Origin of the sequence: Terrisporobacter mayombei (assembly GCF_020748465.1) — a bacterium.
In the GTDB taxonomy this organism is placed as follows: Bacteria; Bacillota; Clostridia; order Peptostreptococcales; family Peptostreptococcaceae; genus Terrisporobacter; species Terrisporobacter mayombei.
Genome location: NZ_JAHZMP010000259.1, coordinates 1 through 445 on the forward strand (window position 1 = coordinate 1; position 445 = coordinate 445).

Annotated in this window: 1 protein-coding gene; it reads left to right on the plus strand. The window is 55.7% G+C overall.

What is annotated here, in order from left to right:
• Positions 1-445: ATP-binding cassette domain-containing protein (locus tag K0039_RS25445; RefSeq protein WP_228106909.1), on the plus strand; the 445-nt coding region annotated here is incomplete at both ends.

Here is a 445-nt window from a genome sequence, read left to right on the forward strand (position 1 = left end):
CGGTAAAACCACCCTGCTGAATCTGATTGCCGGTTTTGTGCCTTATCAGCATGGCAGCATTCAACTGGCGGGTAAGCGTATTGAGGGACCGGGAGCAGAGCGTGGCGTAGTTTTTCAGAATGAAGGGCTACTACCGTGGCGCAATGTACAGGACAACGTGGCGTTCGGCCTGCAATTGGCAGGTATAGAGAAAATGCAGCGACTGGAAATCGCGCACCAGATGCTGAAAAAAGTGGGGCTGGAAGGCGCAGAAAAACGCTACATCTGGCAGCTTTCCGGTGGTCAACGTCAGCGGGTGGGGATTGCTCGTGCGCTGGCGGCGAATCCCCAGCTGTTATTACTCGACGAACTGTTTGGTGCGCTGGACGCCTTCACCCGCGACCAGATGCAAACCCTGCTGCTGAAACTCTGGCAGGAGACGGGCAAGCAGGTGCTGTTGATTACC